19 protein-coding genes and 4 tRNA genes are annotated in these 21695 nt (G+C 61.2%); 18 read left to right on the forward strand and 5 right to left on the reverse strand.

The features are described 5' to 3' along the window. The first annotated feature begins 102 nt into the window (after positions 1 to 102). A complete protein-coding gene (ispH, locus tag BM317_RS20350) occupies positions 103 to 1050 on the forward strand; it encodes a 4-hydroxy-3-methylbut-2-enyl diphosphate reductase (protein ID WP_092172457.1) in 948 nt (315 codons plus the stop codon). Here ispH and BM317_RS20355 read toward each other — a convergent pair. Beyond that, on the reverse strand, positions 1004 to 1543 hold the full coding sequence (locus BM317_RS20355) for a GspH/FimT family pseudopilin (protein ID WP_092172453.1): 540 nt from the start codon (positions 1541 to 1543) through the stop codon (positions 1004 to 1006). The genes ispH and BM317_RS20355 overlap by 47 nt on opposite strands. A gap of 157 nt (positions 1544 to 1700) precedes the next feature. Between BM317_RS20355 and BM317_RS20360 the strand changes: the two genes are divergently transcribed. From BM317_RS20360 to BM317_RS20400, 9 genes are all read left to right on the forward strand, one after another. Beyond that, entirely contained in the window at positions 1701 to 2174 is a 474-nt protein-coding gene (locus BM317_RS20360; protein ID WP_092172450.1) for a GspH/FimT family pseudopilin, read from the forward strand. Further along, a complete protein-coding gene (pilV, locus tag BM317_RS20365) occupies positions 2171 to 2632 on the forward strand; it encodes a type IV pilus modification protein PilV (protein WP_092172446.1) in 462 nt (153 codons plus the stop codon). Before BM317_RS20360 ends, pilV begins: the two co-directional genes overlap by 4 nt. After that, the gene (locus BM317_RS20370; protein WP_092172443.1) at positions 2629 to 3342 is read left to right on the forward strand and encodes a PilW family protein; all 714 of its coding nucleotides are present in this window, start codon (positions 2629 to 2631) and stop codon (positions 3340 to 3342) included. The genes pilV and BM317_RS20370 overlap by 4 nt, the downstream gene beginning before the upstream one ends. Positions 3343 to 3356: 14 nt before the next feature. Beyond that, positions 3357 to 3827: a pilus assembly PilX family protein gene (locus tag BM317_RS20375; protein ID WP_060740564.1), complete on the forward strand. Its 471-nt coding sequence runs from the start codon at positions 3357 to 3359 to the stop codon at positions 3825 to 3827. After that, a complete protein-coding gene (locus BM317_RS20380) occupies positions 3814 to 6924 on the forward strand; it encodes a pilus assembly protein (protein WP_092475943.1) in 3111 nt (1036 codons plus the stop codon). Before BM317_RS20375 ends, BM317_RS20380 begins: the two co-directional genes overlap by 14 nt. A gap of 9 nt (positions 6925 to 6933) precedes the next feature. After that, on the forward strand, positions 6934 to 7335 hold the full coding sequence (locus BM317_RS20385; protein ID WP_092172437.1) for a type IV pilin protein: 402 nt from the start codon (positions 6934 to 6936) through the stop codon (positions 7333 to 7335). 57 nt (positions 7336 to 7392) lie between these two features. Further along, a complete protein-coding gene (gene thiO / locus BM317_RS20390) occupies positions 7393 to 8493 on the forward strand; it encodes a glycine oxidase ThiO (protein ID WP_092475946.1) in 1101 nt (366 codons plus the stop codon). A gap of 194 nt (positions 8494 to 8687) precedes the next feature. After that, the gene (locus tag BM317_RS30760) at positions 8688 to 8852 is read left to right on the forward strand and encodes a hypothetical protein (RefSeq protein WP_170866269.1); all 165 of its coding nucleotides are present in this window, start codon (positions 8688 to 8690) and stop codon (positions 8850 to 8852) included. 855 nt (positions 8853 to 9707) lie between these two features. After that, entirely contained in the window at positions 9708 to 10070 is a 363-nt protein-coding gene (locus BM317_RS20400) for a DUF6124 family protein (protein WP_092172431.1), read from the forward strand. A 229-nt stretch (positions 10071 to 10299) separates the two neighbouring features. Here the strand turns inward: BM317_RS20400 and BM317_RS20405 are convergent, their stop codons facing one another. The 4 genes from BM317_RS20405 to BM317_RS20420 form a co-directional block, all read right to left on the reverse strand. Beyond that, on the reverse strand, positions 10300 to 11646 hold the full coding sequence (locus tag BM317_RS20405; RefSeq protein WP_092475949.1) for a sigma-54-dependent transcriptional regulator: 1347 nt from the start codon (positions 11644 to 11646) through the stop codon (positions 10300 to 10302). Continuing rightward, a complete protein-coding gene (locus BM317_RS20410; protein ID WP_092475951.1) occupies positions 11643 to 13232 on the reverse strand; it encodes a two-component system sensor histidine kinase NtrB in 1590 nt (529 codons plus the stop codon). The genes BM317_RS20405 and BM317_RS20410 overlap by 4 nt, the downstream gene beginning before the upstream one ends. Continuing rightward, positions 13222 to 13455: a PP0621 family protein gene (locus tag BM317_RS20415; RefSeq protein ID WP_092172422.1), complete on the reverse strand. Its 234-nt coding sequence runs from the start codon at positions 13453 to 13455 to the stop codon at positions 13222 to 13224. Before BM317_RS20415 ends, BM317_RS20410 begins: the two co-directional genes overlap by 11 nt. Before the next feature lie 125 nt (positions 13456 to 13580). Then, positions 13581 to 14597: an outer membrane protein assembly factor BamD gene (locus BM317_RS20420; RefSeq protein ID WP_092172419.1), complete on the reverse strand. Its 1017-nt coding sequence runs from the start codon at positions 14595 to 14597 to the stop codon at positions 13581 to 13583. 150 nt (positions 14598 to 14747) lie between these two features. Between BM317_RS20420 and rluD the strand changes: the two genes are divergently transcribed. From rluD to BM317_RS20460, 8 genes are all read left to right on the forward strand, one after another. Further along, the gene (gene rluD / locus BM317_RS20425) at positions 14748 to 15710 is read left to right on the forward strand and encodes a 23S rRNA pseudouridine(1911/1915/1917) synthase RluD (RefSeq protein ID WP_060740571.1); all 963 of its coding nucleotides are present in this window, start codon (positions 14748 to 14750) and stop codon (positions 15708 to 15710) included. Continuing rightward, the gene (gene pgeF, locus BM317_RS20430) at positions 15707 to 16432 is read left to right on the forward strand and encodes a peptidoglycan editing factor PgeF (protein WP_092475954.1); all 726 of its coding nucleotides are present in this window, start codon (positions 15707 to 15709) and stop codon (positions 16430 to 16432) included. The genes rluD and pgeF overlap by 4 nt, the downstream gene beginning before the upstream one ends. Before the next feature lie 129 nt (positions 16433 to 16561). After that, entirely contained in the window at positions 16562 to 19126 is a 2565-nt protein-coding gene (clpB, locus tag BM317_RS20435; protein ID WP_092475957.1) for an ATP-dependent chaperone ClpB, read from the forward strand. A 299-nt stretch (positions 19127 to 19425) separates the two neighbouring features. Then, positions 19426 to 19501: transfer RNA gene (locus BM317_RS20440), tRNA-Asn, on the forward strand. 7 nt (positions 19502 to 19508) lie between these two features. Continuing rightward, positions 19509 to 19585 (forward strand) — tRNA-Pro (locus BM317_RS20445). Positions 19586 to 19590: 5 nt separating this feature from the next. After that, positions 19591 to 19666 (forward strand) — tRNA-Lys (locus BM317_RS20450). Between the two features lie 93 nt (positions 19667 to 19759). Further along, a tRNA-Pro gene (locus BM317_RS20455) sits at positions 19760 to 19836 on the forward strand. A gap of 145 nt (positions 19837 to 19981) precedes the next feature. Then, complete coding sequence (locus BM317_RS20460) at positions 19982 to 21607, forward strand: methyl-accepting chemotaxis protein (RefSeq protein ID WP_092475960.1); 1626 nt, start codon at positions 19982 to 19984, stop codon at positions 21605 to 21607. Positions 21608 to 21695 lie beyond the last annotated feature (88 nt).

The raw sequence follows: 21695 nt of genomic DNA on the forward strand, positions 1-21695 counted from the left end.
GAGCAAGCCCGCTCCCACATGGGATCTCCATTGTTTTCGGTTTTTTTTGCTTGATCGACAAGCACTGATTCAATTTCTTGCGCGCAAGACACGAGGCACAGCATGCAAATCAAACTCGCCAACCCCCGTGGCTTTTGCGCCGGTGTGGACCGGGCGATCGAAATCGTCAACCGCGCCCTGGAAGTCTTCGGGCCGCCGATCTACGTGCGCCACGAAGTGGTCCACAACAAATTCGTCGTCGAGGACCTGCGCAGCCGCGGGGCCATTTTCGTCGAGGAACTGGACCAGGTACCGGACGACGTCATAGTGATCTTCAGTGCCCACGGGGTTTCCCAGGCCGTGCGCAGTGAAGCCGCCGGGCGGGGCCTGAAGGTGTTCGACGCGACGTGCCCATTGGTGACCAAGGTGCACATCGAAGTGGCGCGCTACAGCCGTGACGGTCGCGAGTGCGTCCTGATCGGCCATGAAGGCCACCCGGAAGTCGAAGGCACCATGGGCCAATACGATGCCAGCAACGGCGGTGCCATCTACCTGGTCGAAGACGAGGATGACGTTGCGGCCTTGCAAGTACGCAACCCCGATAGCCTGGCTTTCGTGACCCAGACGACCCTGTCCATGGACGACACCAGCCGTGTGATCGACGCCCTGCGCGCGCGTTTTCCGGCCATCGGTGGTCCGCGCAAGGATGACATCTGCTACGCCACCCAGAACCGTCAGGATGCGGTCAAGCAACTGGCCAACGAATGCGATGTGGTGCTGGTGGTCGGCAGCCCGAACAGTTCCAACTCCAACCGCTTGCGCGAGCTGGCCGAGCGCATGTCCACGCCCGCTTACCTGATCGACGGGGCCGAGGACATGCAACGCAGCTGGTTCGAGGGCGTCGAGCGTATCGGCATCACTGCCGGTGCTTCCGCGCCGGAAGTCCTGGTGCGTGGCGTGATCCAGCAATTGCAGGCTTGGGGCGCCACTGGTGCCGATGAGCTGGCCGGTCGCGAGGAGAACATCACGTTCTCGATGCCGAAGGAGCTGCGCGTGCGCTCCTTGCTGTAAGTCCTTTTTCGCACAGCGCCTGTTTGGCTTCGACGCTTTCCAGGCGCACGCGGCCGGAAGGCGCCAGTATCACTTGATGATGACTGACCGGCCCGCGTTTGGCGCAGACATGCAGTGTGCCCGCCTGGAATGCGCCACTGGGGTGCAGGGCTTCCCCTTGGCTGCCGAACCTCACCCGGCGTTTCATCGGCTGGTTGCCGACCACCCGGGCGCTGGCGCTGCGCTCCATCAGCACGGTCTTCTCCTTATCGTCCAGGGTGATGCGCCAGCCCCGGCCCCAATCGTTGTCTATCCCCCTGAGCACGACCGTCCGGTTGCGCGTGATGGCCTCGCTGCGTGCGCTGCGTAACCCGCTGATCAGCAACTGCGCGGTGTCCTTGCGCTCGATGGATGCGATCAGTTCTTTGTAGCCCGCGTTGGCCCACGGCAGAACAATTGCGGCAATTGCCAGTCCCATGAGCAGTTCGATCAGGCTGAAGCCCTGTTGGTGCATGACATCTCCTCCCTGGAGAATGTGAAGCGGATTCAAGATTAATGGCCCATTGTGGCGAGGGGATAAATCCCCTCACCACAGGGCAGTATCGAGCATACGGCAGTGGTTTGTTCTAGCGTGTAGAGGCAGGTATAGCCGACGGCAACGGAGGGCACCGATGGATCTTCGTACAAAAGGTTTCACGCTGATCGAGGTGCTGGTGGCCCTTGGCGTGCTGCTGATCCTGATTACCATGGCGGTGCCGTCATTCACTGGCTCGCTGCAAAGCACCAAGGCCGACACCGAGGTTGACGATTTGCGCCGGGCTCTGAACTTTGCCCGGCTGGAGGCGATCGACCGTGGTATCACCACGCGCATCCGGCCGACGGCCGAGGGCAGCGTCTGGAGCGGCGAACTGACGGTGTATGACAGTACTGGCACGCCGGCCAATGTATTGCGGGTTGTTCCAGCGATGAGCAGTGGTGCGACTCTGACGCTAACCTCAGCGGTGAACAACATCGATTTCAACAACCTCGGCGGGTTATCGGCACCGGCCACGCCGGTGAGTTTCAATTATGTGCGAGGGACGCAGAGCAGGACGCTGAATGTTTGTCTCAATGGACGAATCGTATTGGGTGGAAGTTGCGGATGAAGGTTTGCGGTAAAAGGACACAGAGGGGCATGACGCTGATCGAGGTGCTGGTGGCGGTGCTGATTCTCGGCGTCGGCTTGCTGGGGGCCGCGATGATCCAGCTCAATGCGCTCAAGTACACCGACAGTTCGCGCATGACCAGTCAGGCCAGTTTCATTGCCTACGACCTGCTGGACCGCATACGCGCCAACTCCGGCGCCGACTACACCGTCACACCGCCCAGCTCGCCGAACCTCAACGTGGCCCGGGACCAGGACCTCTATGATTTCAAGACCAACATCATCGCGTTCGGCGGCGCCACGGCCACCGGCACCATTGCCCTGAACCAGCGGGTCTACACCATCACCATTTCCTGGGACGACGCACGGGCCGCCAACACCACCGACGCGGCCGAGGCGCGGCGCAGCTTCGTACTGACCAGCCGCGTCGCCGTCGATCCGCCGGGGACGCCGCCATGAACAGGCGTTGCCGGGGATTCGGCCTGATCGAATTGATGATTGCCCTGGTGCTCAGCCTGATCGTCATCCTGGGTGTCGTGCAGATTTTCATCGCCGCCAAGAACACCTACATCAGCCAAAGTGCGGCAGCGGTGATGCAGGAGGACGCCCGGTTCGTCCTGAGCAAAATGGTCCAGGAAATTCGCATGGTGGGTATGTTCGGTTGCCTGGGGACCATTACCGATGCTTCCACGGCCAATGACTTCAATGCCAGCCAGATCACCCCGATCCGCTGGGATAACGCCAACCGCAGACTGACCCTGGTGACCGCCGACATAGGGAGTGGCGGTAGCGCTCCGACCTGGACCGTTGTCTCCGATTGCCGCACCTCGGCGACGGCCTATACCAACGCGCGACTACCGGCGACGGGGCAGTTGGCCTTCCCGATCCGCCGGCTGGTCTACAGCTTCAACAACAACCAATTGCTGCTGGGCAGCGGCGCCGGCAACCCGACCTTGTCGGTGCTGGTGGACAACGTGCGGGCGTTCGACGTGACGTTTGGCGTGGCCGGCAGCGCGACGGACATCGCGGCGTCGAGCTACACCAGCAATCCGCCTGACCCGGCACTGATCCGCAGCGTGCGCCTGACCCTGACGCTTTTTGATCCAAGGAACGCAGTGCGCGAGCAGACCTTCAACGTGGTTGCCGCCTTGCGCAACCGGTTGCTATGAAGGAGATGACTTCGATGGGGCAGGTGCACCGCCAGCGGGGCATGGCATTGCTGGTCAGCCTGGTCTTCCTGTTGCTGCTGACGCTGATCGGTCTGTCATCGATGCAGAGCGCCACCCTCCAGGAAAAGATGACCAGCAGCGTCATGCAGCGCAATCAGTCGTTCCAGGTGGCCGAGGCGGCGCTGAGGGTGGGTGAGAGCGCGGTGCAGGTCGAAACCTATTCATTGCCGGTGTGTACCACCACGACCCAGTGCGCGCCGCCGGCCGAGTCGGCGACGCTGACGGGGGCTGGGCGCAATTCGTCGTCGGGGGTGCTCTGGGTTGCCGCCGCCGGCGGGTTTTATGGTGTGCAGAACATCGGTACGACGCTCACTGCGGTCAACGTGCCGGTCAATACCTCGGCGACGTTGTATCGGATCACAGCGGTGGCGGTGGTGGGGAATAACCAGCGCAGCGTGGTGGAGAGCATTTATGCGAAGTACTGAAGTGCGGGGTAGTTGGAGGCAGGTGCTGTGGGGGGCGTTGCTCAGCCTTTACCTGGCGGCGCCGGCCTATGCGTTCACGCCTTCGGATTCGCCGTTGCTGAGTGCGGCCGCCGTCACGCCGAACGTGATGCTGCTGATCGATGATTCGGGGAGCATGAACAATATTATCTGGGCGGCGGGGTTTGATCCGGCGGCGACGCAAACACGCACATTTGCATGCAGTTCCAGCAGCAATTGCAATGACAGGTATGAGCTGGACCAGGACGACTCGAATATCCTGTTGTTGAGCCTGTTGCGTGGCGGCTGCTCGTCTGGTTGGTATGGCTTCTATCGATCCAGCATCGGGCGGATCTGTCTGCGGTTGCCGGACCCGGTAGGGAACGGGGATACCCGTTACACCGCTAAATACCTGGCATACCTGGTGACCTTGGCCAACGGTTCGAGCCGAGACTTCACCACCGGCACCATTCCCAATGACTACCGCATCAACGTGGCACGGGATGTCTCCAACGACCTGGTCGCCAATAACCGCGCCCTGCGTATTGGCCTCGCCACGTTCAATCCACCTAATTTCAGCAACTCCGGCCCCGGGGGCTACATCGCTCGCGCCATCAGCGACTTGTCGCCCGTCAGCGGCAGCGTGACCCAGACCCAGGCCAACAGCAACTACAGCGCGCTGATCAACGCCATCAACGGCCTGGGTGCGGTCGCCAATACCCCGTTGGCCGAGAGCTACTACGAGGTCACCCGTTATTTCAGGGGGATGGCGCCTTACTACAATGGAACGCCCGCCACCTACACCAGCCCGATCCAGTACCGTTGCCAGAAAAACTTCGGCGTGGTGATCACCGACGGCTTGCCTACCTATGACCGGACATTTCCCACCAACGACCCGCAGGCTACTGCCGCGGGTGGTCCCCGGTTGCCGAATTGGGACAGCATCAATAACGATGGCGCCGATCTCAATGGTGATGACGAGGGCGACACGCTGTACCTGGACGATATCGCCAAGTTCGCCTTCGACATCGACATGCGTTCCACCGGCACCGACGCCACGGGCAAGAGCTGGAACGCCACGGATTTTCCCCGGCAGTATCTCAATACCTACACCGTGGGTTTTGCCGTCACCAACCAGATGTTGTCCGATGCTGCCCGCTACGGGGCGGGCAAGTATTATCCGGCGAGCGATAGCGAAGGCTTGAACTCGGCCCTGGCGTCGGCCTTGAGCGACATCACCTCCAAGGCTGGCTCCGGGGGCGGCGGCACCACTAACGCTGCCACATTGTCGAGCACCTCCAGCTACTACCAGACCACGTATGACCCCAAGGACTGGCGCGGCACCATCCGGGCGTTTGGCTTTACCTCGGCGGGCACGGTCAACACGGCAGCGGTGCAATGGACCACCGATACCGCCATCGTGCCCGGCGCGACGGCACCGATCTATCAGTCCTGGAACACCGCGACCAACGTGCCGGTGGCCCTGGCCTACGGCAACTTTTCGCCGGCCCAGCAAACCAGCCTCAGCCAGAACCTGCCCACGGGAATCACCGGCAATGACCTGGTGGAGTGGAGCAAGGGCGTCAACAAGACCGGCCTGAAGGTGCGCAGCGCGTTGCTGGGGGACATCATCAACTCGCCGCTGGTGCTGGCATCGCCCAACGACCAGACCGCTGCGGACCTGCTCAACGACACCAGCTATAGCACCTACCTGGCGACCAAGGCGACGAACATGAGCACCAGCCTGGTGGTGAACGGCAACGATGGTTTTTTCAGTGTCATCAACAGTGCCAACGGCACCCGGCGTTACGCCTACATGCCTTCGAACGTGCTGCCCTCGTTGCAGGACATCGCCGACACCAACTACATCAACGGCGTGAGCCACAAGTTCCTGGTGGATGGACAGGTTGGTGTATTCGACGTGCAATCGGGGAGCGCCTGGAAGACCGTGGCCCTGGGCGGTACGGGGGCCGGCGGCAAGACGTTCTTTGCGGTGCAGCTGTTCGATGCGGCGGCGGGCAATGCGTTTCGGGCGCTGTGGGAAATCAGCGCGCCAACCGTTGCCAACACCGCCAACGCCTTCAATGACTTGGGCTATGCCTACGCACGCCCCGAAGTCGCGCGCCTGGCGGACGGTCGCTGGGCGGCGTTCATCGCCAACGGCTATGGCAGCAACAGCGGCGTGGCGGCGTTGTACGTCGTGGATATCCGCGACGGTTCGCTGATCCGCAAAATCGTCATCAACGGCAGTGAGACCGATAACGGCCTGTCGTCGGTCAAGTTGCGGGTCAACTCCCAGAATGTGGTGCAGGCGGCGTACGGTGGCGACTTGAAGGGGCGGATGTGGAAATTCGACCTCAGCGGCACCTCGCCCACCGCGTGGGGCCTGGCGTTTGCCGGCCAGCCGCTGTTCACCGCCCCCGGCGGCGCGACCCAGCCGATCACCGTGCAGCCTCTGCTGGCAGACAATCCCCAAGGCGGCACCCAGGTTTTTTTCGGTACCGGTAAGTTCAACGAAGCGGCAGACAAGCTCAACAAGGATCTGCAAGCGTTCTATTCGATCTGGGACGCCACTGGCGGCGGGGGGCAAATCACCGTCTCGAGCCTGCAGGCCCAGTCGATCACAGGAGTGTTTTCAGGCAGCACCGGGCAGTTCGTGACCACCAGCCAGACCGACGTGACGTACCCTGCGAAGAAGGGCTGGTACCTGCCTCTGGTGTACAACAATGTGCTGACCGGGGAGCGGGCCATCAACCCGGCCAACCTGGTGCTCGGGCGCGTGATCTTTACCACGGCCGCCGTAGACACCTCCGACCCTTGCGCCAGCTTCGGTACCGGCAAACTGATCGAATTGGATGCATTCAACGGTAAGATGCTCAACTATGCGGTACTCGATACCAACAACGATGGTTCGCTCACCAGCCTCGATACGATTTCCGCCGGCGTGGTGTTTACGGGCGGTATTCCGACCCTGAGCGCCGTCGTCAGCGCCAATGGGGCCACCAATATGATCGTGAACGATTCCAGTGGCGGTATCACTGACCTGCTGGGCAAAACCGTCGGCGGCAGCCGCCGCATCATGTGGCGGCAAATACAATGAGGGCAAGGCATGCGCAGATCCAACCGGGGTTTCACCTTGATCGAAATCATGATCGTGATCGCGATCATCGGTATTGTGATCACCGTCGGCTATCCGAGCCTGACCGAATACATGAAGAAGGGCCGACGCACTGAAATTGCCGGGCTCTTATCCGAGCAGGCGCAGATTCTCGAGCGCTACTACTCGAAGAACAACGTCTACACCAATGCAACCGGGCTGAGCAGTGGCAACGATTTCTACACCATTACCCAGACGCTGGCGGACCAGAGTTTCACCCTGACCGCCGTACGCAAGAGCGGTTCGTCCATGGCCACGGACAAGTGCGGTGATTTCACCCTCAACAATACCGGCGTACGCAGCATGCTCAACGCCACTGCGGGGCTGACCACCAAGGATTGTTGGGGGCGCTGAGTTTCTTTCATCCGGGCGCGCTTTTGCGCCCTTTGTTTTAGTGAGTCGAATCAGAACATGACCAGGCAACAGCAAGTGGTGATCGTCGGTGGCGGAGTCATCGGCCTGCTGACGGCGTTCAATCTGGCGTCCGAAGGGCAACGTGTGGTGCTGCTGGACCGTTCCAATGTCGGCCAGGAATCGTCCTGGGCCGGCGGCGGCATCGTTTCACCGTTGTACCCTTGGCGCTACAGCCCGGCGGTCACGGCGCTGGCCCATTGGTCGCAGGATTTTTATCCACAGCTGGGTGAGCGTTTGTTCGCGGCCACCGGGATCGATCCACAAGTGCACGTGACCGGGCTGTATTGGCTGGACCTGGACGACCAGGACGAAGCGCTGGCCTGGGCCGAGCGGGAAGGGCGTCCGCTGCGGGCTGTGGATATCTCGACGGTCCACGATGCCGTGCCGGTACTGGGCGCGGGTTTTTCCCGGGCGATCTACATGGCTGGCGTGGCTAACGTGCGTAACCCTCGGCTGGTGAAATCCCTCAAGGCGGCGTTGCAGGCATTGCCCAATGTCACGCTTCATGAACATTGCGAGGTCAGCGGGTTCATCCGCGATGGCGGGCGTGTCGTGGGGGTGGACAGTTCGGCGGGACCGATGCGTGGCGATCAGGTGGTGCTGGCGGCGGGAGCCTGGAGTGGTGAACTGCTCAAGACGCTGGGACTGAAGTTGCCGGTCGAGCCGGTCAAGGGCCAGATGATTCTGTACAAATGCGCGTCGGACTTTTTGTCGAGTATGGTGTTGGCCAAGGGGCGTTATGCGATCCCGCGTCGTGATGGGCACATTCTGGTTGGCAGTACGCTGGAGCGCGAAGGTTTCGACAAGACCCCGACCGAGGTTGCGCTGGAGAGCCTGAAGGCTTCTGCACAGCAACTGATTCCAGCGCTGTCGGGCGCCGAGGTGGTGGGGCATTGGGCCGGGTTGCGGCCTGGCTCGCCTGAAGGTATTCCCTATATCGGCGAGGTGCCGGGGGTTGCCGGGTTGTGGTTGAACTGTGGGCATTATCGTAATGGACTGGTGTTGGCGCCGGCGTCGTGTCAGTTGTTTACGGATCTGATGTTGGGGCGTGAGCCGGTGATCGATTCTGTGCCGTATGCGCCGGCGGGGCGTTTGTAAGGTCCGGCTTTGGCTTGGGAGTTTTAGTGACGAGGCGGCCTTAAAGCCGGCCGGGGTTTTGTTGGCCGAGTACATATCCATTCCTGCGGTAACGGCCACTTAGGGTTCCGCCCTGACGGCGGCTCACTTTTGAAAAGCGCAAAAGTAAGCAAAACGCTTTAGCCCCACCACTCGGTGCCTCGCCTAGGCTCGGCATGCCCGAACGCAGGCATTGCTCCGTGGGCCGCCGCGAAGGGCCATCCATGGCCCAGCGCGGCTATCCCGGCATCCATGCCGGGATGCCCACTGCGCAATACCTGCGTTCGGCCATCGTGGTTAACGGGGCGCCCCAGATCAAGATCAAAAGCGAGGCGGCCTGACAGCCGGCCTGGCTCTCCCGCTCGTACACCTGTCAGATCTGTGGGAGCAAAGCTTGCTCGCGAGGCGGCCTTATAGCCGACCTGGCTCTTCCGGTCCTAGTGCGATCCCATTGTGGGAGCGAGCTTGTTCGCGAAGACGGCGGTACATCCAACGCTGATGCAAGCTGATCCACCGCCATCGCGAGCAAGCTTTGCTCCCAGAGGGATTTGCAGTGGCCGAAAATCTGTAGATCGTTCCCGATCCAGTGTGGGAGCGAGCTTGCTCGCGAAGGCGATGGCACAGTCGATGAATATGTTGAATGCTCCGGCCTCTTCGCGAGCAAGCCCGCTCCCACAGGAGAAACGCGATCACCCAGAGCCAGGTCGGCTATCAGGCCGCCTCGCGGTGGACGTTGATCTCGGAGCCCCGTTAACCACGATGGCCGAACGCAGGTATTGAGTAGTGGGCATCCCGGCATGGATGCCGGGATAGCCGCGCTGGGCCATGGATGGCCCTTCGCGGCGGGCCCACGGAGCAATGCCGGAGTGAGTGCACACCGAGCCAAAGCGAGGTGCCAAGTGGTGGGGCAGAAGCGTTTTGCTTACTTTTGCGCTTCTCAAAAGTGAGCCGCCGTAAGGGCGGAACCGCCAGCGGCCGCAACCGCAGAAACGGATATACACACCACCCTCACAGTCAACCAGGCTTTTGTGGGAATGGTCGGACAAAAATTTGATTCAAAAAGAATTTTCCGACGAGTTCTGGCGGTTGCCGGGTGGGAAGAACTCTGGCTAACCTTTCCCGGTCGCTGCCAATTCAGCGTCCGGGCGTCGCGGCCCGAAAAACTTGGTAATCCATTCCCTCTTTGGAGTACCGCAATGAGTGACAAACCCCTACCACCTTCAGAAACCAATAACGCTTCTCCTGACTCCAGCCTTAACCCAAAAGGGCTTGATGAAGCCGCCAAGCGCGCCCTCGACTATTACCTTGGCCCAAAGCCCGAAGCCAAAAAGAAACCCACCTCAAACCAGCTATTCACTGTCGTGGACGGCATCGACACCGAATGCCTCCTCACCAACCTCAGCGAAACCCTGGCCTCAGCCAACGCAACGATCAGCGACCTGGCCTTCGAACTTGAAGGCTCGCGACGGCATGTTGCCTTGGGAGTGCAACAACTGATCGAGCTGAGCGAGTTGTTGGCCAATCGCGTGCTGGATAAGCAGGTACCGGTGGAGGGCTAGAAGGACCAACAGAGCTATCAGGTTGAACATTATTTTGTGGCGAGGGGATTTATCCCCGTTGGGCTGCGAAGCGGCCCTGAAAACCATCTCCTCGGTATGTCAGGCTGATTGAGGTCGGTCTCCTGGGGGGCTGCTTCGCAGCCCAATGGGGATAAATCCCCTCACCACAGGTAAATCCACACAGTTCGGTGTAGGCCTTGCCATTGGCTGAGCTGCGCCGGACGCCGGCTCAATCCAACCCGAGTTTCTTCAACCGATACCGCATCGACCGAAACGACAATTTCAACCGCTGCGCCGCGGCCGTGCGGTTCCAGCGGGTTTCCTCCAGGGCTTGGAGGATGAGTTTACGTTCGACGTCTTCGAGGTAGTCTTCCAAGTTGTCGACCTGCATCAAGTCGGGGTTGCCCGCCTCAGAGCTGGCATTACCCTCAGCCAGTCGCAGGTCGTCGGCTTCGATCAGCTGTTGTTCGCACAGGGTGTAGGCCCGTTCGAGCATGTTCTCCAGTTCCCGCACATTGCCCGGGAAACGGTAGTTTTGCAGGGCTTCCAAGGCTTGTGGATGTAGCTTGGCCGCCGGGCTGCCGGTGCTGCTGGCCAGCCGCTGAAGCATGTGATTGGCCAGCGGTTCGATGTCTTCGCGGCGTTCGCGCAAGGGCGGGACGCGCAATTCGATGACATTCAGCCGGTAATACAGGTCCTGACGAAAGCGCCCGGCGGCCACTTCGCCGTCCAGGTCCTTGTGGGTGGCGCAGAGGATTCGCACATCCACCACTTCTTCCTGCTGGCCGCCCACGGCGCGCACGGCCTTTTCCTGGATGGCGCGCAACAGCTTGACCTGCATCGCCAGGGGCAGGTCGGCCACTTCATCAAGGAACAAGGTCCCGCCATGGGCAGCCTGGAACAGTCCTGGCTTGTCTTCGATGGCGCCGCTGAAGCTGCCCTTGCGGTGGCCAAAGAACTCGCTTTCCATCAGTTCCGTGGGAATTGCCCCACAGTTGACCGGCACAAAGCTCTGGCTGGCGCGGGGGCCTTGTTCGTGGATCAGCCGGGCGACCAGTTCCTTGCCGGAGCCTGATTCCCCACTGATGTACACCGGTGCCTGGCTGCGGGCGAGCTTTTCGATCTGTTTGCGCACGTTGCGCATTGGCGGCGAGTCGCCCAGCAGGCAGCGCTCGATGGTGCTGGTCGGTGTGGCGACCGGCGGCAGGCGCAGGGCACTGGTGACCAGTTCCCGCAGCCGCCCCAGGTCGACCGGTTTGGTCAGGAAATCGAAGGCGCCGGCCTTGAGGGCGTCGATGGCGGTTTCCAGGCTGCCATAGGCGGTGATCATCGCCACGGGCAGCTGTGGATAACGTTGCTGGATGTGCTGCACCAGCTCCAGGCCGGTGCCGTCGGGCAGACGCATGTCGGTCAGGCACAGGTCGAAGGCATCCCCCGTCAGCAGGGCTTGGGCCTCGGTAAGGTTTTTGGCGCTGCGGGTGTCGAGTTTCATCCGGCCCAGGGTGATGTCCAGGAGTTCGCGGATGTCCGGTTCGTCATCGACGATCAGGATTCGTTGCCGTGAGCGATTATTCAAAGCTGTTTCCGTCCGTGAGCAAAGGTGATGCGAAAGCAACCGCCGCCTTGGCGTGGTTTGAAGTCTAGGCGGGCTTGATTGCTTTCGCACAGCTCACGGGACAGATAGAGCCCAAGGCCGGTGCCCTGGCTACTGGTGGTAAAGAAGGGTTCGAACAAATGCGCCTGCTGCTCGGGCGTTACACCGGGGCCGTTGTCGATGATGTCCAGTGTCGACAGCTGGCTGAGGGGGGCGATGAACAGTTTCAACCAGGCCTCGGCCTGTTCATGGACCATTGCGCTATGGCGCCAGGCGTTGCGCAGCAGGTTGTCGAGTACCTGGGTGAGCTGGTCGGGGTCCATCAGCGTGGTGTAGTCCCCCGGGTCGATGCTCAGGTGCAATCGCTGGTGTTCGGCCATGCTTTCGCGGGCCTGTCGGACGAATGGGTCGAGCCAAGTGCGCAGGTCGAGGCGCTGGGGTGTGGTTTGTTGGCGGCGAGACAGCAGCAGAACGTTTTCAATGACGCGATTCATTCGTTGGGAGTGATCTTGAATAATCTGCGTCAGACGCCGATCCGCGTCGTTCAGTTCCTCGGATTCGCACAGCAATTGCGCCGCGTGACTGATGGCGCCCAAGGGGTTGCGGATTTCATGGGCGATACCGGCGGTGAGGCGCCCGAGGGACGCGAGTTTCAACTGCTGGGCCTGCTGGGCAACCTGGGCCAGGTCTTCAAGGAACACCAGGACCTGCTGCTGATCGTGATGCCCCAGGGCGATGAAGCTCGGTTGCAGGGTCAGGCCCGTGCCGGTAACGGTCAGGCTGGACGGGCGCAGGCTGGGGTTGTTGCGCCACAATTGCAGGCGTTCGACCAGTGCCGTGGCGTAATCGTCGAGCGACTGGCCGACCAGATCGTGCATGCCCAGCAGGTTCAGCGCGCTTTCGTTGGCCAATTGCACCCGACGCTCACGGTCAAGCACCAGGATGCCGGTGCGCATGCGTTGCAGGATCAGGGCGTTGAGTGCTTCCAGCCCGATCACTTCGCTGGCCCGTTGCTCGGCCAGGGTTTCGCTGGCTTCCAAGCGTCGGGTCAGGCCTTGCACCAGCAGCGCGGCGGCAAAGCACAGTGCCCCGAGAGTACCGGCCTGCAAGTAACTGCTGGGACGGTTCGAGTCGCCCAAGCCAAGAAAGAAGCTCGAACCGACGATGCCGAGGGTGGCAACGGCGGCGATCAACAGGCCGATCCGGCCTCGCAGCAGCGTGTTGCCGATGGCCACCGAGACAATGAGCAGGTTGCCGATGGCACTGGGCACGCCGCCGGCGGCGAAAAACAGCCACGAAAGCAACAGCACGTCGGTGAGGGCCAGGCCGAACAGCCGGGCAGGGCGACGCGTGTTCTCGAGGAACACCACCAGCAGGATGTTCAGCACCAGGTACAACCAGCTGCCGCTGCGCAGCAGGTCGTCGTTGGCGAACTCCAGCAGGCGGTTGTCCATGTTGCTGGAGATCAGCAGCACCAGGGTGATGCCGATGCTCAGGCGGTACAGGTGATAGAGACGCAGCAGGCGCTGCGTCTGTTTGACGCGTGGGCTTGAGGCCTCAGCGCTCACGATTGCCCGGGCCTTGCTCGAGGTGAGCCTGGCTGCAATACCATTGTTGTTCGAGGGCCAGCGCCCGGTCGCGGGGCAGGTGTACGCCGCATTGGGCGCAGCGCACCATGGGCGGTGCGTCCTGTTCCCGGGGAGCGTTCGGCGCGGAGGAGGCGCCCTTGAACTTGCGCCAGAACCATACAGCGGCGGCAATCAGGGCTATCCAGAACAGTAAACGAAGCATGATGGGCGGCTTTTCGGCTAATGATCCGGCAGTTTAGCCAAGGACTGGAACGGCGCACAGCGCAATAAAAGCCAGGCACAAAAAAGGGAGACCGCTGGGTCTCCCTTTTTACCGATGCCTTGGCCTCAGTCGAACATGCCGAAGGTCATGTAGCTGAACCAGGAACGGTCGCTGGACTCCTTCTCAGGCTCTTCTTCTTCGATCACGTCGCCATTTTCATCCTTGGGCTTGAGTTCGTTCGGAATGGCTTCCTTGGCATCCTGGAACTGACGCTGTACGTCCTGGTTGGCGCGGGTTTCGCCCGGCGGCAGCGGTGGACGGGACTCGATCAGGCCCAGGGTCGCCTTGCTCAGCCACGAACGGTTGTCCGCTTCGTCGACCCGTGGGGTGAACTGGCCATCGACCAGCGACGGGTGATCCGGGTAGTTCAGCTTGAGGGTTTCCAGGCTGGTGGCCGCCAGGTCGTCCAGGTGCAGGCGCTGGTAGGCTTCGGTCATCACCGCCAGGCCATCACCCACCGAAGGGGTTTCCTGGAAGTTTTCCACCACGTAGCGGCCACGGTTGGCGGCGGCGACGTAGGCCTGACGGGTCAGGTAGTAGTCGGCCACGTGGATTTCGTAGGAGGCCAGCAGGTTGCGCAGGTAGATCATGCGCTGCTTGGCGTCCGGCGAGTAGCGGCTGTTGGGGAAGCGGCTGGTCAGCTGGGCGAACTCGTTGTAGGAGTCGCGCGCGGCGCCCGGGTCACGCTTGGTCATGTCCAGCGGCAGGAAGCGCGCCAGCAGGCCGACGTCCTGGTCGAAGGAGGTCAGGCCCTTGAGGTAATAGGCGTAATCGACGTTCGGGTGCTGCGGGTGCAGACGAATGAAACGCTCGGCGGCGGATTTGGCGGCTTCCGGCTCGGCGTTCTTGTAGTTGGCGTAGATCAGCTCCAATTGGGCCTGATCGGCGTAGCGCCCGAACGGATACCGCGACTCCAGCGCCTTCAGCTTGGCGGTGGCGCTGGTATAGCTGTTGTTATCCAGGTCGTTCTGCGCCTGTTGGTACAGTTCGACTTCGCTCAGGTTTTCGTCTACGACTTCCTTCGACGAGCAAGCAGCAGTCAATGCGAGGATGGCGATCAGCAGCAGGTGTTTCACTTGCATGGCGGCTTGCGTCCCTATGACGGCCGCTGTCTTGGGCGGGGCCGTCCTGTTATGATGAGCGCCCCGTTGAAAGCCTCGGGGCAAAAGACGCCGTATTTAACCACAAGCGCGCAGCCGAAACCAAAGGCTGTGCCGACGCCCAGTCCGAGCATGTCCGATAAAATAGAACTTCGCGCAGAGGTGCCGTCCGAATTGGGCGGCCAACGCCTCGATCAAGTCGCCGCACAACTCTTTGCCGAGCACTCTCGCTCGCGCCTTTCCGCCTGGATCAAGGACGGCCGCCTGACTGTGGATGGGGCGGTGATTCGTCCGCGCGACATCGTCCATGGCGGCGCCATCCTCGAACTGACTGCCGAGCAGGAGGCCCAGGGAGAATGGGTCGCCCAGGACATCGCCCTGGACATCGTCTATGAAGACGATGACATCCTGGTGATCAACAAGCCTGCGGGCCTGGTGGTGCACCCGGCGGCCGGTCATGCCGACGGCACGCTGCTCAACGCCTTGCTGCACCACGTACCGGACATCGTCAATGTGCCCCGTGCCGGCATCGTCCATCGCCTGGACAAGGACACCACCGGCCTGATGGTGGTGGCCAAGACCATCCAGGCGCAGACACAGCTGGTCACACAGCTGCAAAGCCGCAGTGTCAGCCGCATCTATGAATGCATCGTGATCGGGGTCGTCACCGCCGGTGGCAAGATCAACGCCCCGATCGGTCGTCACGGCCAGCAGCGCCAGCGCATGGCGGTGATGGAAGGTGGCAAGCAGGCGGTCAGCCACTATCGTGTGCTGGAGCGTTTCCGTTCCCACACGCACGTACGGGTCAAGCTGGAAACCGGCCGTACCCACCAGATCCGTGTGCACATGGCCCACATCAACTTCCCCTTGGTGGGCGACCCGGCTTATGGCGGTCGTTTCCGCATTCCGCCAGCCGCCAGCCAGACCATGGTCGAATCGCTGAAGAATTTCCCGCGTCAGGCGCTGCACGCGCGTTTCCTGGAACTTGATCATCCGACGACCGGCAAGCGCATGAGCTGGGAGTCACCGTTGCCGGATGATTTCGTCTGGCTGCTGACGTTGCTCAAGCAGGACCGCGAGGCGTTCGTCGGATGACTGACTGGCTGACACCCGACTGGCCCGCGCCGGCCCGGGTCAAGGCCTGCGTCACCACCCGCGAGGGCGGCGTCAGCCTGGCGCCGTTCGACAGCCTCAACCTGGGCGACCATGTGGGCGACGACCCTAGGGCCGTCGCTGAAAACCGCCGTCGTCTCACCGATCAATTCGTCATCACCCCGGCCTGGCTTCAGCAGGTCCACGGCATTGCCGTGGTCGAGGCTGACCCGACCCAGGTGGCGACCGCCGATGCCAGTTGGACCGCCACGCCGGGTATCGCTTGCACGGCGATGACCGCCGATTGCCTGCCGGTGTTGTTCTGCAACCGTGCCGGCACCCGCGTCGCGGCGGCCCATGCCGGTTGGCGTGGGCTGGCGAACGGTGTGCTGGAAGCCACCCTCGACAGCCTTGCCGTGCCCGCGAATGAAGTCCTGGCCTGGCTCGGCCCGGCCATCGGGCCGCAAGCGTTCGAAGTCGGGCCGGAAGTGCGTGAAGCCTTCATCGCGCAACTGCCTGAAGCGGTAAAAGCCTTTGCCGCGAGCCCCAATGCCGGCAAGTTCCTCGCCGACATCTATCAGTTGGCCCGCTTGCGGCTGGCGGCGCGCGGTGTCACCGCGGTGTACGGTGGTGGCCTCTGCACCGTGAACGACCCTCGTTTCTTTTCCTACCGGCGCAACCCGCGCACCGGTCGCTTTGCCTCGCTGATCTGGATCGAACGCTAGACTTTCCTGATCTGCATCAAGGCTGCGCTGCTTGAAACTTCCAGAATCGACCACATCTATAAGGGTATCTGGCAGGTTTCTTCATTCAGGATGTGTTTAGGTCCGGCCTGCTCAAAAGGAAGGTGACCCATGCGTATTGATCGTTTAACCAGCAAACTACAATTGGCCCTGTCCGATGCCCAGTCCCTGGCCGTCGGCCTGGACCATCCCGGCATCGAACCGGCGCATTTGATGCAGGCCATGCTCGAACAGCAGGGCGGCTCCATCAAGCCCCTGTTGATGCAGGTCGGCTTTGACGTCAACAGCCTGCGCAAAGAACTGGCCAAGGAGCTCGACCAGTTACCCAAGATCCAGAATCCGACCGGTGACGTGAACATGTCCCAGGATCTGGCGCGACTGCTCAACCAAGCCGACCGTCTGGCCCAGCAGAAGGGCGACCAGTTCATTTCCAGTGAACTGGTGTTGCTCGCCGCCATGGACGAGAACAGCAAGCTCGGCAAGTTGCTGCTCGGCCAAGGGGTGAGCAAGAAAGCCCTGGAAAATGCCATCAACAACCTGCGTGGCGGCGAAGCGGTCAACGACGCCAACCACGAGGAATCCCGGCAGGCGCTGGACAAATACACCGTCGACCTGACCAAGCGCGCCGAGGAAGGCAAGCTCGACCCGGTGATCGGTCGCGACGATGAAATCCGTCGCACGATCCAGGTGCTGCAACGCCGCACCAAGAACAACCCGGTGCTGATCGGTGAGCCTGGCGTGGGTAAAACCGCCATCGCCGAGGGCCTGGCCCAGCGCATCATCAACGGCGAAGTGCCGGACGGCCTCAAGGGCAAGCGCCTGTTGTCCCTGGACATGGGGGCCTTGATCGCCGGTGCCAAGTACCGTGGCGAGTTCGAAGAACGGCTCAAGGCTTTGCTCAATGAACTGTCCAAGCAGGAAGGGCAGATCATCCTGTTCATCGACGAACTGCACACCATGGTCGGTGCGGGCAAGGGCGAGGGTTCGATGGACGCCGGCAACATGCTCAAGCCTGCGTTGGCCCGGGGCGAGTTGCACTGCGTCGGCGCGACCACGCTCAACGAGTACCGCCAATACATAGAGAAGGATGCGGCGCTGGAGCGGCGCTTCCAGAAAGTGCTGGTGGAGGAACCGAGCGAGGAGGACACCATCGCCATCCTGCGCGGCCTTAAAGAACGCTACGAAGTTCACCACAAGGTGGCGATCACCGACGGCGCGATCATTGCCGCGGCCAAGCTCAGCCACCGCTACATCACCGACCGTCAATTGCCGGACAAGGCCATCGACCTGATCGACGAGGCGGCCAGCCGCATCCGCATGGAAATCGACTCCAAGCCCGAAGTGCTGGATCGGTTGGAGCGGCGCCTGATCCAGCTCAAGGTCGAATCCCAGGCACTGAAGAAAGAAAGCGACGAAGCGGCGAAGAAACGTCTGGAAAGGTTGCAGGAGGAAATCGTTCGTCACGAGCGTGAGTATTCCGATCTCGAGGAAATCTGGAACTCGGAGAAAGCCGAGGTCCAGGGCTCGGCGCAGATCCAGCAAAAGATCGAACAGTCCCGCCAGGAACTGGAAGCGGCTCGCCGCAAAGGCGACCTCAACCGCATGGCCGAGCTGCAGTACGGGGTGATTCCGGACCTGGAGCGCAGCCTGCAGATGGTCGACCAGCACGGCAAGAGCGAAAACCAGTTGCTGCGCAGCAAGGTCACCGAGGAAGAAATCGCCGAAGTGGTGTCCAAGTGGACCGGCATCCCGGTCTCGAAAATGCTCGAAGGCGAGCGCGACAAGCTGCTGAAGATGGAAAGCCTGTTGCACCAGCGCGTGATTGGCCAGGAAGAAGCGGTAGTGGCGGTCTCCAACGCTGTGCGCCGGTCCCGCGCCGGGTTGTCGGACCCTAATCGTCCAAGTGGCTCGTTCATGTTCCTCGGCCCGACCGGCGTCGGTAAAACCGAGCTGTGCAAGGCGCTGGCCGAGTTCCTCTTCGACACGGAAGAGGCCATGGTGCGCATCGACATGTCCGAGTTCATGGAGAAGCATTCCGTGGCACGGCTGATCGGTGCGCCACCGGGTTATGTCGGCTACGAAGAGGGCGGTTACCTGACCGAGGCTGTGCGTCGCAAGCCGTACTCGGTGATCCTGCTCGATGAGGTCGAGAAGGCGCACCCGGATGTGTTCAATATCCTGCTGCAGGTGCTGGAGGATGGTCGCCTGACCGACAGCCACGGACGTACGGTGGACTTCCGCAACACGGTGATCGTGATGACCTCCAACCTGGGCTCGACGCAGATCCAGGAGTTGGTGGGCGACCGTGAGGCGCAGCGCGCGGCGGTGATGGACGCGATCTCGACCCACTTCCGCCCGGAATTCATCAACCGGGTCGACGAAGTGGTGATCTTCGAGCCGTTGGCTCGGGATCAGATTGCCGGCATTACCGAGATCCAATTGGGTCGTCTGCGCAGCCGTCTCACCGAGCGCGAGCTCAAGCTGCAGTTGAGCGACGAGGCGTTGGACAAGTTGATCGCGGTAGGTTACGACCCGGTCTATGGCGCGCGACCGCTCAAACGAGCGATCCAGCGCTGGATCGAAAACCCGCTGGCGCAGCTGATTCTGTCCGGTCGCTTCATGCCGGGCGAAACCGTGACCGGTACGGTGGAGAACGACGAAATAGTCTTCAGTTGAAGGCCGGCTTTGCCGACGATGGAAATGGCCTTGCCTTGCAAGGCCATTTTTTTCATCAGGCCGTTGAACTCAAAGGAAAAGGCTTGTAAAGTGCGCCCCGCAGTACGTCACCCCAAGGACGACTTCCCACTGGGAAGGAATCCAAAATAAGTTGCAAATCATTGTCTTGAAAGCAATTTAAGGGGTTGACAGAGGTTTTTAAGATTGTAGAATAGCGCGCCTCAGACACACGAACGCAGCGATGCGTAAGGGTAGAAGAGGTTGAAGCTAGCTTCAACGTTGTAGCTTGAAATATCAGTTCCGTGATAGCTCAGTCGGTAGAGCAAATGACTGTTAATCATTGGGTCCCAGGTTCGAGTCCTGGTCACGGAGCCATTTCAATCGGGGTATAGCGCAGTCCGGTAGCGCGCCTGCTTTGGGAGCAGGATGTCAGGAGTTCGAATCCCCTTACCCCGACCATATTTGGGTCGTTAGCTCAGTTGGTAGAGCAGTTGGCTTTTAACCAATTGGTCGTAGGTTCGAATCCCACACGACCCACCATTTTTGAAACCAGTTCGCTGGAATCGAATCTTAAGATCAGAGGCCAAAAGCGCTGATCGAGAAGGCGACTTGCGAAGGTCGCCTTTTTTTTACCGGGGTATAGCGCAGTCCGGTAGCGCGCCTGCTTTGGGAGCAGGATGTCAGGAGTTCGAATCCCCTTACCCCGACCATATTGAAAATCCTCGTATCGAAAGATACGGGGATTTTTTTTGCCTGCAATAAAGTGGACTGACTTAAGTCATCGTACGACCTGCCGATAACCCAGCGACAGGGGCGTGGCCCCACCTCAGGCCAACAATAAAAAAGGCAGCCTTTATGGTTCTTCGTCAGTTGAATATCGCCCCGCGTGCCGCGTTGGGTTTTGCCTTGATTGCCGTGCTGGTGGCGTTGCTCGGGGTGTTTGCGTTGGGGCAGATGTCGAGTATCCGTGACAGTGAAGTCGCCGTGGAAACCCAATGGCTGCCCAGCATCCGTGGAGGTGATGAAATTCGTGAGTGGATGCTGCGCATCCGCACGATTTCCCTGCGTATGGCCCTGGACCAAGACCCGAAGAATATCCCGGTGTACCGCGGACAAATGGACACCCGTGACAAAGAACTGGGCGAAAAAATCGCTGCCTACGAAAAACTCGTCGTCACGCCTGAAGGCAAGGCCCTCTATGACCAGTTCAAGCAGACCTTCGCCGCTTACCGCACGGGCATCGCCCAATCCTTCACCCTGGCGGAGCAGGGGCGCCGGGACGAGCTGATCAAGCTGTTGCTGGTGGACATGAAGACCGTGGTGGATGGTTCCGGTAAACAGCTCAACGATCTGGCGGAGTTGTTCTCCAAGCAGGTGTCCATCGAAAGCCAGAAATCCCAGGAGCACTACGCCAATTCCCGGATGATCGTCAGTCTGTTCGTGGTGCTCGCGGCCCTGGCCACGGTCGTTCTGGCGATGCTGCTCACCCGCAGCATCGTCAAACCCTTGGGCGAGGCGCTGAATGCCGCTGAGAACGTGGCCCGAGGCGACCTGACCCGACCCATCGAGACCCATGGCAACGACGAAGTGAGCCGTTTGCTCAAGGCGCTGGCGACCATGCAGCAGAACCTGCGGGAAACCCTGCAGGGCATCAGCGGCTCGGCTGCACAGCTGGCCACCGCCGCTGATGAGCTGAACGCCGTCACGCTCGACAGTACCCACAGCCTGCAACAACAGAATAACGAAATTGAACAAGCTGCCACGGCGGTCACTGAAATGACCACGGCCGTGGAAGAGGTCGCGCGCAATGCGGTTTCCACCTCCGATGCCACGCGTCAGTCCAGTGAATCGGCGTCCCTGGGGCAGCAGCGGGTCAGCGACACAGTCGATGCCATCGGTGCCCTTGCCAGCGATGTGCAGGTGACGGGGGGGCTGGTGCAATCGTTGGCCAACCAATCGCAGGATATCGGCAAGGTGCTGGACGTGATCCGCGCCATCGCCGAGCAGACCAACCTGCTGGCCCTCAACGCCGCCATTGAAGCGGCCCGGGCGGGTGAGAGCGGGCGTGGGTTTGCGGTGGTGGCGGACGAAGTCCGGGCGCTGGCTTATCGCACGCAGCAATCGACCCAGGAGATCGAGCAAATGGTCCAGGGCATGCGCAGCGGTGCCACCCAGGCACTCGATTCCATGCAGGCCAGTTCCAGTCGCGCCGCCAGCACCCTCGCCATGGCGGAGCGGGCAGGGGATGCGCTGCAGACCATCACGACCTCGGTCAGTGAAATCCACGAACGCAACCTGGTCATCGCCAGCGCCGCCGAAGAACAGGCGCAAGTGGCCCGCGAAGTGGATCGCAACCTGGTGAACATTCGTGATTTGTCGGTGCGCTCGGCCTCCGGCGCGGGCCAGACCAGTGCCTCCAGCCATGAGTTGTCGCAACTGGCGAATTCTCTGCGCACGATGGTGCAGCGGTTTCAGGTTTGATTATTGAAGGGATGATCGCTCCCACGCTCTGCGTGGGAGTGAATCCAGTGACGCTCTGCGTCACAAAGGACGCGGAGCGTCCCGGGCT

The organism is Pseudomonas sp. NFACC24-1, from assembly GCF_900115235.1.
Classification (GTDB): domain Bacteria; phylum Pseudomonadota; class Gammaproteobacteria; order Pseudomonadales; family Pseudomonadaceae; genus Aquipseudomonas; species Aquipseudomonas fluorescens_AA.

Excerpts from the sequence above, each read along its gene's own strand:
- ispH (WP_092172457.1), top strand. The coding sequence starts at position 103 with ATGCAAATCAAACTCGCCAACCCCCGTGGCTTTTGCGCCGGTGTGGAC.
- BM317_RS20355 (WP_092172453.1), bottom strand. The coding sequence starts at position 1,543 with ATGCACCAACAGGGCTTCAGCCTGATCGAACTGCTCATGGGACTGGCA.
- BM317_RS20360 (WP_092172450.1), top strand. The coding sequence starts at position 1,701 with ATGGATCTTCGTACAAAAGGTTTCACGCTGATCGAGGTGCTGGTGGCC.
- pilV (WP_092172446.1), top strand. The coding sequence starts at position 2,171 with ATGAAGGTTTGCGGTAAAAGGACACAGAGGGGCATGACGCTGATCGAG.
- BM317_RS20370 (WP_092172443.1), top strand. The coding sequence starts at position 2,629 with ATGAACAGGCGTTGCCGGGGATTCGGCCTGATCGAATTGATGATTGCC.
- BM317_RS20375 (WP_060740564.1), top strand. The coding sequence starts at position 3,357 with ATGGGGCAGGTGCACCGCCAGCGGGGCATGGCATTGCTGGTCAGCCTG.
- BM317_RS20380 (WP_092475943.1), top strand. The coding sequence starts at position 3,814 with ATGCGAAGTACTGAAGTGCGGGGTAGTTGGAGGCAGGTGCTGTGGGGG.
- BM317_RS20385 (WP_092172437.1), top strand. The coding sequence starts at position 6,934 with ATGCGCAGATCCAACCGGGGTTTCACCTTGATCGAAATCATGATCGTG.
- thiO (WP_092475946.1), top strand. The coding sequence starts at position 7,393 with ATGACCAGGCAACAGCAAGTGGTGATCGTCGGTGGCGGAGTCATCGGC.
- BM317_RS30760 (WP_170866269.1), top strand. The coding sequence starts at position 8,688 with ATGCCCGAACGCAGGCATTGCTCCGTGGGCCGCCGCGAAGGGCCATCC.
- BM317_RS20400 (WP_092172431.1), top strand. The coding sequence starts at position 9,708 with ATGAGTGACAAACCCCTACCACCTTCAGAAACCAATAACGCTTCTCCT.
- BM317_RS20415 (WP_092172422.1), bottom strand. The coding sequence starts at position 13,455 with ATGCTTCGTTTACTGTTCTGGATAGCCCTGATTGCCGCCGCTGTATGG.
- BM317_RS20420 (WP_092172419.1), bottom strand. The coding sequence starts at position 14,597 with ATGCAAGTGAAACACCTGCTGCTGATCGCCATCCTCGCATTGACTGCT.
- rluD (WP_060740571.1), top strand. The coding sequence starts at position 14,748 with ATGTCCGATAAAATAGAACTTCGCGCAGAGGTGCCGTCCGAATTGGGC.
- pgeF (WP_092475954.1), top strand. The coding sequence starts at position 15,707 with ATGACTGACTGGCTGACACCCGACTGGCCCGCGCCGGCCCGGGTCAAG.
- clpB (WP_092475957.1), top strand. The coding sequence starts at position 16,562 with ATGCGTATTGATCGTTTAACCAGCAAACTACAATTGGCCCTGTCCGAT.
- BM317_RS20460 (WP_092475960.1), top strand. The coding sequence starts at position 19,982 with ATGGTTCTTCGTCAGTTGAATATCGCCCCGCGTGCCGCGTTGGGTTTT.